Origin of the sequence: Streptomyces sp. IBSBF 3136 (genome assembly GCF_036815105.1) — a bacterium.
Lineage (GTDB): Bacteria > Actinomycetota > Actinomycetes > Streptomycetales > Streptomycetaceae > Streptomyces.
Genome location: NZ_JAJSZC010000292.1, coordinates 1 through 8,051 on the forward strand (window position 1 = coordinate 1; position 8,051 = coordinate 8,051).

Genomic DNA, 8,051 nt, shown 5'->3' on the forward strand with positions numbered 1-8,051 from the left:
TCCCCCATCTCCGGATGCCACTGCACCCCCAGCACCCACCCCTCCGCCGCCGGCAGCTCGACCGCCTCCACCGTCCCGTCGGCCGCGTGGGCGGACGGCACCAGCCGTTCACCGAGCCGCCGAACCGCCTGATGGTGGTACGTCGGCACCATCAGCTCCTCCGGGACGATCCCGGCGTACAGCGTGCCCGGCACCGGCTTCACCGGATGCCCGCCGAACACGCCGACCAACTCGGCGTGCCCGTCGAGATGCTGCACCAGCGTGCCGCCGAGCGCCACGTTCAGCAGCTGCATGCCCCGGCAGATCCCGAGCAGCGGCACGCGCGCGGCCAGGGCGGCGTCGATCAGGGCCAGTTCCCAGGCGTCCCGCTCAGGGGCGGGCGGCCCCGTGCGGGGCGACCGCTCGGCGCCGTACCGACCGGGGTCGACGTCCGGCCCGCCGGCGATCACCAGCCCGTCGAGCCGGGCCACCGCGGCCGCCGCGTGCTCCGGCGCGTCCGGCGGCAGCATCGCCGCGAGCCCCCCGGCCCGCTGCACCAGCCGGGGATACGCGGCCGGCAGCAGCGCCGCCTCCAGCTCCCACACGCCCCAGCGCGCACCGGTCTCCAGGTAGGTGCTGACACCGATCAGCGGTCGTACGCCCACGCGGCCCCTCCAAGTCCAAAGGTCCACCCACATACCTCTGCCCCACCGCGGCGGGGCGGCCTCACGCCAGGAACCCCCGCAGCAGCGCCGCGGTCCCCCCGCAGTGCTCCCGCATGGCCTCACGCGCGCCGTCCGCGTCCCCCGCGAGCACCGCCTCCACCAGGGCGGTGTGCTGGCGCTGCGAGTGTTCCAGGTTGCGCACCAGCAGTGGGATGCAGTCCAGCAGGTCGTTGACGGTCGCCCGGACCGCCGCGTACTGCGCGGCGAGCGACGGGGAACCGCACAGCTCGGCCAGCGTCAGGTGCAGCAGCGTGTCCAGCCGCCGGTAGTCCGCGAGCGGCGCCTCGCGGGTGCGCTCCAGGGCCGCCCGCAACCGCGCGCCCCGCTCCGCCGTCAGCCCGTGCGCCGCGCACAGTCCGGCCGCCCCGACCTCCAGCACCTCGCGGAAGCGCAGCACGTCCTCGATGTCGACCTCGGCGATCCGGCGCCGCAGTTCGTCCTCGCCGCCCGCGTCCGCGCGGGGCAGCACGAACGTTCCGCCGTACCGTCCGCGCCTCGCCTCGACCAGGCCCTGGTCCTGGAGCACCCTCAGCACCTCGCGCAGCGTCACCCGGCTGATCCCGAGCCGTTCGGCCAGCTCCCGCTCGGCCGGCAGCCGCTCGCCGCCCGGCACCAGGCCGAGGCGCACCACCTGGAGGAGCTGTTCCAGCGCCTCCTCGAAGCCGTTGCCCGCCCGCACCGGCCGCAGCACCGGGGCGAGCCGGTCGACGGCACCCGGCGCCCGCACCCCCCGCGCATCCGTCTCCCGCGGCATCCGGCCGTGCCCCCTTCCCAGGCAATGGTTCGTGGCCATACCTTATGGCTCCCGGCCCCGCCGCAACACGCGAAGAAGCCCAAGGAGGCTCTGCCGTGGCAGACCGCACACCCCCGCTGAGCGTCGAGGAGCTGCGGGCCCTCGTCGCCGGCGGTGAGATCGACACCGTCGTCCTGGCCTTCCCCGACATGCAGGGACGGCTCCAGGGCAAGCGGTTCGCCGCCCGGTTCTTCCTCGACGAGGTGCTCGCGCACGGCACCGAGGGCTGCAACTACCTCCTCGCCGTCGACACGGAGATGAACACCGTCGACGGTTACGCGATGTCCTCCTGGGACCGCGGCTACGGCGACTTCGCCATGCACCCCGACCCGTCCACCCTGCGCCGCGTCCCCTGGCACCCCGGCACCGCCCTGCTCGTCGCCGACCTCGCCTGGCACGACGGCTCCCCGGTGGTCGCCGCCCCGCGCCAGATCCTGCGCCGCCAGCTCGACCGCCTCGCCGAACTCGGCTACACCGCCCAGGTCGGCACCGAGCTGGAGTTCATCGTCTTCAAGGACAGCTACGAGCAGGCGTGGGACGCCGGCTACCGGGACCTGACCCCGGTCAACCGGTACAACATCGACTACTCCGTGCTCGGTACCGGCCGTATCGAGCCCCTGCTGCGCCGCCTGCGCAACGACATGGCCGGCGCCGGCCTCACCGTCGAGTCGGCCAAGGGCGAGTGCAACCCCGGCCAGCACGAGATCGCCTTCCGCTACGACGAGGCCCTCGTCACCTGCGACCAGCACGCCCTCTACAAGACCGGTGCCAAGGAGATCGCCGCGCAGGAGGGCGTCTCCCTGACCTTCATGGCCAAGTTCAACGAACGCGAGGGCAACTCCTGCCACATCCACCTCTCGCTCACCGACGCGGACGGCGCCAACGCCATGGCCGGTGACGGGGACGGCGGCATGTCCGAGGTCATGCGCCACTTCCTCGCCGGGCAACTCGCCGCCCTGCGCGACTTCTCGCTCCTGTACGCCCCCAACATCAACTCCTACAAGCGGTTCCAGCCGGGCTCCTTCGCCCCCACCGCCGTCGCCTGGGGCCCCGACAACCGCACCTGCGCCCTGCGCGTCGTCGGCCACGGCCGCTCCCTGCGCTTCGAGAACCGCCTCCCCGGCGGCGACGTCAACCCCTATCTCGCCGTCGCCGGACTCGTCGCCGCCGGCCTGTACGGCATCGAGCGGAAACTCGAACTGCCCGAGCCCTGCACCGGCAACGCCTACGCCGCCGACCTCGCCCACGTCCCGACCACCCTGCGCGAGGCCGCCGAACTCTGGGAGACCAGCCCGATCGCCAAGGCGGCCTTCGGCGAGGAGGTCGTCGCCCACTACCGCAACATGGCACGCGTCGAAGTGGAGGCCTTCGACGCAGCGGTCACCGACTGGGAACTGCGCCGCTCCTTCGAACGTCTGTGAAAGGCCGACCCGTGCCCGAACCGTCCGAGCCGTCAGACCCGCACGAGCTGACGGTCCTCGACCCCGCCACCGAGAAGGTCGTCGCCACCGTCCCCGCCGCCGACGCCGCCGACGTGGACGCCGCCGTCGTCCGCGCCGCGCGCGCCCAGCCCGCCTGGGCCGCCCTCGCGCCCGCCGACCGCGCCCGCCTGCTGCGCCGCTACGCCGACGTGGTGGACGCGCACGTCGAGGAACTGGCCGGCCTGGAGGTGCGCGAGGCCGGCCACACGATCGGCAACGCACGCTGGGAGGCCGGCAACGCCCGCGACCTGCTGCTGTACGCGGCCGGCGGCGCCGAACGCCTCCTCGGCCGGCAGATCCCGGTCCCCGGCGGCTGGAACGTCACCTTCCACGAACCCCTCGGTGTCGTCGGCGTGATCGCCCCCTGGAACTTCCCCATGCCCATCGCCGCCTGGGGCGCCTTCCCGGCCCTCGCCGCGGGCAACGCCGTCGTCCTCAAGCCCGCCGAGACCACCCCGCTCACCGCCCTGCGGCTGGCGGAACTCGCCCTGGAGGCGGGCCTGCCCGAACACCTCTTCCAGGTGCTGCCCGGCCACGGCCGCATCGCGGGCCGCGCCCTGACCGACCACCCCGGCGTCGCCAAGATCGTGTTCACCGGCTCCACCCGCACCGGCCGCGAGATCATGGAGCGCTGCGCCCGCCTGGTCAAGCCGGTCACCCTGGAACTCGGCGGCAAGAGCCCCAACGTCGTCTTCGCCGACGCGGATCTCAAGGCCGCGCTCGACCCCTTCTCCTTCCTGGACAACGCCGGCCAGGACTGCTGCGCCCGCACCCGCGTCCTGGTCCAGGAGACGGTGTACGAGGAGGCCCGCGACATCCTCGCCGAGGCGCTCGCCGCCGTGGTCGTGGGCGACCCCGCCGACGCCAGGACGCAGATGGGCCCGCTGATCTCCCGTCAGCAGCTCGACCGGGTACGGTCCTACGTCCCCGAGGACGCGCCCGCGCTGCGCGGCAGCGCCCCCGAGGGGCCCGGCTTCTGGTTCCCGCCCACCGTCCTCACCGGGGAGCGGCACGACGGCCGGGCGGCCCGCGAGGAGATCTTCGGCCCCGTCGCCGTCCTGCTCCCGTTCACCGACGAGGCGGACGCGGTCCGCCTCGCCGATGACACCCCCTACGGCCTGTCCGGCTCCGTCTGGACCCGGGACGTCGGCCGCGCCCTGCGCGTCTCCCAGGCCGTCCGCGCGGGCAACCTGTCCGTCAACTCCCACTCGAGCGTCCGTTACTGGACCCCGTTCGGGGGCTTCAAGCAGTCCGGCCTCGGCCGCGAGCTGGGCCCCGACGCCCTGACCGCCTTCACCGGAACCAAGAACGTCTTCATCAGCACGGAGGGCCCCGCACAGTGACCGAATCCCACGTCTGCCGCCGTCTGACCGGCCGTACCGCCGTCGTCACCGGAGCCGGCAGCGGCATCGGCCTCGCCACCGCCCGCCGCCTCGCCGCCGAGGGCGCCCATGTGGTCTGCGGCGACATCGACACCACCGCCGGGAAGGCCGCCGCCGACGCGGTCGGCGGACTCTTCGTCCAGGTCGACGTCACCGACCCCGAGCAGGTCGAGGCGCTGTTCCGGACGGCGTACGACACCTACGGCAGCGTCGACATCGCCTTCAACAACGCCGGCATCTCACCGCCCGACGACGACTCCATCCTGGAGACCGGCCTGGAGGCGTGGAAGCGCGTCCAGGAGGTCAACCTCACCTCCGTCTACCTGTGCTGCAAGGCCGCCATCCCCTACATGCGCCGCCAGGGCAAGGGCTCCATCATCAACACGGCTTCCTTCGTGGCCCGGATGGGCGCGGCCACCTCGCAGATCTCCTACACCGCCTCCAAGGGCGGGGTCCTCGCCATGTCCCGCGAGCTGGGCGTGCAGTTCGCCCGCGAGGGCATCCGGGTCAACGCCCTGTGCCCCGGACCGGTCGACACCCCGCTGCTGCGGGAACTGTTCGCCAAGGACCCGGAGCGGGCCGCCCGCCGGCTCGTGCACATCCCGGCCGGCCGGTTCGCCGAGGCGGAGGAGATCGCCGCCGCCGTGGCCTTCCTCGCCAGCGACGACTCCTCCTTCGTCAACGCCACCGACTTCCTGGTCGACGGCGGGATCTCGGGCGCGTACGTCACCCCCCTGTAGGGACAAAGGTGTACGGTCCCCGTGATATGCGACAGCATCTCGCGTGGATCCTGGCAGCGGCCGCCGTCCTGACCGCCGCGCCCACCGCACCGGCGGCCGCACCCGACTGCCCCCGGCTCGGCGGCCGGTGGCACGGCGACCACCGCGCCCGCCTCCAGCGGGTGATCGACGCCCGCGGCACCTGCTCCGGGCACACGGGCGCGGTCGCCGTCTTCGACTGGGACAACACGGTCACCAAGAACGACGTCACCGACGCCACCCTCTCCTGGGCCCTGCGCCACGACCGGCTGCCGAGGCCCGCGCGCTGGAAGGACACCAGCGCCTGGCTGACCGGTGCCGCCGACCGGGCCCTCACGGCCGCGTGCGGCACCGGCGCGGGCGCACCCCTGCGCACCTCCACCGCGCCCCGCTGCACCGACGAGATCGTGAGCGTCCGCGAGAACGGCACCACCACCAGCGGCGCGCCCGCCTTCGCCGGGTCCTGGAACCACCGGCGCACCGTCCCGCAGTACGCCTGGGTCCCGCAGCTCTTCGCCGGCCGCACCCCCGCCGAACTCGCCTCCTACGCCACGGCCGCCCGCCGCGAGGCGCTCGCCGCACCCGTCGGCGCCACCCGCACCCTCGGCACCCGGACCGTCCCCGCCTACGTCCGCTACTACGACCAGCAGCGCGACCTGATCCGCACGCTCCACCGGGCCGGCTTCCGGGTCTACGTCGTCTCGGCGGGCGCCGAACCCGTCACCGAGGTCTGGTCCCGGGCCGTCGGCGTCGACGCCGCCCACACCATCGCCATCCGCCCGGTCCTCGACGGCCGGGGCCGCATCACCACGCGCACCGAGGGCTGCGGCGGCGCCCCGGCGTCCCGCGGCGCGGTCATCCCCTACATCGACGGCAAACGCTGCTGGATCAACCAGGAGGTGTACGGCGTCCACGGCGCCGACGCCTGGCGGCGGCAGCCCCCGCGGCACCGGCCGGCGGTCGCGGCCGGCGACGCCGACACCGACGTGACCTTCGTCGCCGACGTCACCGGCGCCCACCTCGTGATCAACCGCAACAAGCCGGAGCTGATGTGCCGGGCGTACGACGACGCCGACGGCCGCTGGCTGATCGAGCCGATGTTCATCGACCCGCTGCCGCGCCGGCCGCGGCCGTACCCGTGCGCGACCACCGCCCGCACTTCCTCCGACGGCGTGCCGGGACCGCTGCGACGCCCGGACGGCTCGGTGGTGCCGGACCAGCCGGACACCGTGTACTGAGCCCGGCGGCCCGCGCTCAGAGGAAGGTCCGCCCCTCGCCCCGGTAGGTGGGCGCGGTCGCCGTCACCGCGTCCCCCTCGATCAGGTGCAGCGTGTCGAACCGCTCGCACAGCTCGCCCGCCTTGGCGTGCCGGAACCACACCTTGTCACCGATCAGCAGGTCGTCGGCGGGGGCGCCGAGCAACGGCGTCTGCACCTCACCGGGACCCTCCTGCGGGTCGTACTTCAGCCCCTCGGGCAGGTACGGCACCGGCAGCCGGTCGGGTCCCGGCGCGCCGGAGGCCGGGTAGCCGCCGCCGAGCACGGTCACCACACCCACGCCCGGCCGCCGTACGACGGGCTGGGCGAACAGCGCGGCCGGACGGCCGTTGAACGACGTGTAGTTGTCGAAGAGACGAGGCACGTACAGCCCCGAACCGGCCGCTATCTCCGTGACCGCGTCCTCGGCGGCGGTGTGCTGCACACTGCCCGTGCCACCGCCGTTGACGAACTCCAGGTCCGGCGCCACCGCCCGGACGGCCCGCACCACGGCGGCCCGCCGCTCGGCCAGCTCGCGCCGGGCGGCGGCCTGCATCAGCCGGACGGCCCGCGACCGCAGCGGCCGCCCGGCCACCGAGTCCCCGACCCCGGCGACATGCCCCTCGTACGCCATGATCCCCACCAGCCGGAACCCCGGCCGCCGTCCCACCGCCCGGGCCAGCTCGGCGAGTTGGGCGGGGGAGTGCAGTGGCGAGCGGCGCGCCCCGACCCGCACCCGGCCGCCCAGCAGCTTCAGCGAGGTGTCCAGCTCCAGGCAGACCCGCACCTCTTCGCGCCCGCCGTCGCGGGCCGCGTCGATCAGGTCCAGGTGCGCGACGTCGTCGACCATCACGGTGACGGCGCCGGCGAGTTTGGGGTCGGCGGCCAGCTCCGCGAAACCGGACCGGTCGGCGGAGGGATAGGCCAGCAGGACGTCCTCGAACCCGGAGCGCGCCAGCCACAGCGACTCGGCGAGGGTGAACGACATGATGCCCTGGAACCCGTCCCTGGACAGGACGCGTTCCAACAGGGCCCGGCAGCGGACCGACTTGCTGGCGACCCGGACGGGCTTGCCCGCGGCGCGGCGGACGAGGTCGTCCGCGTTGGCGTCGAAGGCGTCCAGGTCCACGATCGCGAGAGGGGCGTCGAGATGGGCTGTGGCCCGGTCGTAACGGGCCCGGTCGGCGGCGCGCGCAGTCATGACGGAAGCCTGCCAGACAGGATTACCGCAGGGTAGGGGGACGTTCCGGGCAGATGCCCCCGGGGTGCGGACTGGTGCTCGCGCTCTCTCGGACAACCCGTAGAGTGACGCGCACGTACGGCGGGACGCCCCCGGCCGCCTCACCTGAACCGGGATGCCGGTCCAGCCGTACGGGTATGCGTGCCCGGACGGACTCTTCACCCCGGGCGCGGCCGCTGCTGGAACGGCCCGCGTACGAGGAAACGGCCCGGGCACGAGGAAACGGGGGGTGCATTGAGCACGGAAGCGCGCCGCGCCCCGGTCCCCGGTCGTCCCGGCGCGTCCGAGCAGCCGCAGCCCACGCCGCCCACGGGCGCCGAGTTCGACGACGAGCCCTCCGTGTTCGCCCCTCGCACCCCGGCCGGCCGCCCCACGCCCGACCCCGGTCCGGGCGGCCCCTCCGCCGCCGGACGGGGAGACCGGACCGGGGTCGGGCG

At 74.2% G+C, this 8,051-nt stretch carries 7 protein-coding genes and 1 pseudogene; 5 read left to right on the forward strand and 3 right to left on the reverse strand.

Annotated features, from left to right (window positions below; translation table 11 throughout):
* Together V7E45_RS36420 and V7E45_RS36425 are read right to left on the reverse strand one after the other, a co-directional pair.
* On the reverse strand, positions 1-644 hold a 644-nt coding region (locus V7E45_RS36420; RefSeq protein ID WP_333778561.1), incomplete at its 3' end, for a gamma-glutamyl-gamma-aminobutyrate hydrolase family protein.
* Between the two features lie 61 nt (positions 645-705).
* Positions 706-1,458 (reverse strand): FadR/GntR family transcriptional regulator, encoded by a 753-nt coding sequence (locus tag V7E45_RS36425; protein ID WP_333778562.1) that lies wholly within the window; start codon positions 1,456-1,458, stop codon positions 706-708.
* A 95-nt stretch (positions 1,459-1,553) separates the two neighbouring features.
* On the opposite strand from V7E45_RS36425, the gene V7E45_RS36430 reads away from it, so the two are divergent.
* Genes V7E45_RS36430 through V7E45_RS36445 form a run of 4 tightly spaced genes read left to right on the forward strand, consistent with a single transcriptional unit; the run spans position 1,554 to position 6,356 of the window.
* The gene (locus V7E45_RS36430) at positions 1,554-2,918 is read left to right on the forward strand and encodes a glutamine synthetase family protein (protein ID WP_333778563.1); all 1,365 of its coding nucleotides are present in this window, start codon (positions 1,554-1,556) and stop codon (positions 2,916-2,918) included.
* Between the two features lie 11 nt (positions 2,919-2,929).
* Positions 2,930-4,321, forward strand: a complete 1,392-nt coding sequence (locus V7E45_RS36435) for an aldehyde dehydrogenase family protein (RefSeq protein WP_333778564.1) — start codon at positions 2,930-2,932, stop codon at positions 4,319-4,321.
* Positions 4,318-5,100, forward strand: coding sequence for a 3-oxoacyl-ACP reductase (locus V7E45_RS36440; RefSeq protein WP_333778565.1), 783 nt, complete (start codon positions 4,318-4,320; stop codon positions 5,098-5,100). The genes V7E45_RS36435 and V7E45_RS36440 overlap by 4 nt, the downstream gene beginning before the upstream one ends.
* 26 nt (positions 5,101-5,126) lie before the next feature.
* Positions 5,127-6,356, forward strand: a complete 1,230-nt coding sequence (locus V7E45_RS36445; RefSeq protein WP_333778566.1) for a haloacid dehalogenase-like hydrolase — start codon at positions 5,127-5,129, stop codon at positions 6,354-6,356.
* A 16-nt stretch (positions 6,357-6,372) separates the two neighbouring features.
* Here the strand turns inward: V7E45_RS36445 and V7E45_RS36450 are convergent, their stop codons facing one another.
* A complete protein-coding gene (locus V7E45_RS36450) occupies positions 6,373-7,575 on the reverse strand; it encodes an amino acid deaminase/aldolase (protein ID WP_333778567.1) in 1,203 nt (400 codons plus the stop codon).
* 273 nt (positions 7,576-7,848) lie between these two features.
* Here V7E45_RS36450 and V7E45_RS36455 point away from each other — a divergent pair.
* A pseudogene (locus V7E45_RS36455) lies at positions 7,849-8,051 on the forward strand (hypothetical protein); the annotation flags it as partial.

Excerpts from the sequence above, each read along its gene's own strand:
- V7E45_RS36450 (WP_333778567.1), bottom strand. The coding sequence starts at position 7,575 with ATGACTGCGCGCGCCGCCGACCGGGCCCGTTACGACCGGGCCACAGCC.
- V7E45_RS36445 (WP_333778566.1), top strand. The coding sequence starts at position 5,127 with ATGCGACAGCATCTCGCGTGGATCCTGGCAGCGGCCGCCGTCCTGACC.
- V7E45_RS36425 (WP_333778562.1), bottom strand. The coding sequence starts at position 1,458 with ATGCCGCGGGAGACGGATGCGCGGGGGGTGCGGGCGCCGGGTGCCGTC.